The following is a 1,063-nucleotide window of genomic DNA, read 5'->3' as shown; positions in this document are numbered from 1 at the left end:
AAACTTGAAGTGATGAACAATTCACCTCAGAAGAAACTTGTCACCCATCGCTTCGAGCCTACATCAAAGTATGTTCTTCTTTTCATTGGTGGCTTGGCTCTATCTCTTGTCATATCCATTTGGGGCAACCTCACCCAATGGCGAGAGTACCAAGATTGGGAGGAGGCAGACTTGAAGTATAGAGCTTTGAAGATGGTTCTGTCTGCTGATGACCCAAACATCTTATATATAGAGAAGCACTTCTCTGTAAACAGAGACGAAAATGTCATAGACTATGTCAAAAATCGTGTTGCAGCTTACGAAGATTCTGTTCTCAAATACAATGAAATGGTACGGATGGCTGCATACAAAGACAGTGTAGCTAATGAACTTCGCAGAGAGTCAAATAGCATAAAACGTACTATTAAAAATTACCAATAATTTTTATCCAATACCCCAATGAGATGGAATTTACATTCAAATCCATTTCATTGGGACATATAATTAAAACTGTTTATTTGTTTCTAATAACATATTCAAATTCATCAAAATTCTCATATCCTAATTCTATTAAGACTTGGCGACTGTGTTTCCTGTCATCTTCGGTGTTGAACTTGGGGATTATGGGGAGACGAAGGATGATCTTGTCTTTATGTTTGGCATGAGTGTTGAGCCAGACAAGGTTGTCGATAACTTGCCGGTTGGGCTTACCTGTGTAGGCTTGATAGATGGCAGGATTCATGTCCTTGATGTCGATGATAAAGGAGTCAATGTATGGGGTGACTTCCTCCAAGTGATGGCGAGGTACGTTTAGACTCGTCTCCATTGTAAATTGCCATCCCTCTGGGCATTGTTCACAAAACTCCTTTATGAATGAACTCCACAGAAGCGGTTCACCTCCACCAAAACAGATGCCGCCTCCTGTCGCCAAGAAGTAGAGGTTGTCCATCTCCACGTTCGCCATCAGCAGTTCTGTATCCACCTCCTGCCATACGCCGTCAGCATCAAGGCATTGGGGATTGAGACAGTATTTGCAACGAAGCGGACAACCGTGGAATGCCACAAGCGTGGTGACGCCCTCGCC

At 42.8% G+C, this 1,063-nt stretch carries 1 protein-coding gene and 1 pseudogene; one reads left to right on the top strand and one right to left on the bottom strand.

From position 1 onward, the window contains the following. Positions 1–420: pseudogene (locus tag F7D73_RS08425) on the top strand (hypothetical protein); the annotation flags it as partial. 73 nt (positions 421–493) lie between these two features. Here the strand turns inward: F7D73_RS08425 and F7D73_RS08420 are convergent. Next, positions 494–1,063, bottom strand: a 570-nt coding sequence (locus tag F7D73_RS08420) for a radical SAM protein (RefSeq protein ID WP_153123848.1), incomplete at its 5' end; no start/stop codon positions are given.

It is taken from the genome of Segatella copri (genome assembly GCF_009494395.1).
In the GTDB taxonomy this organism is placed as follows: Bacteria; Bacteroidota; Bacteroidia; order Bacteroidales; family Bacteroidaceae; genus Prevotella.
Note: the sequence above shows the minus strand (reverse complement) of the source record. Positions and strands in the feature narration are given on the sequence as shown.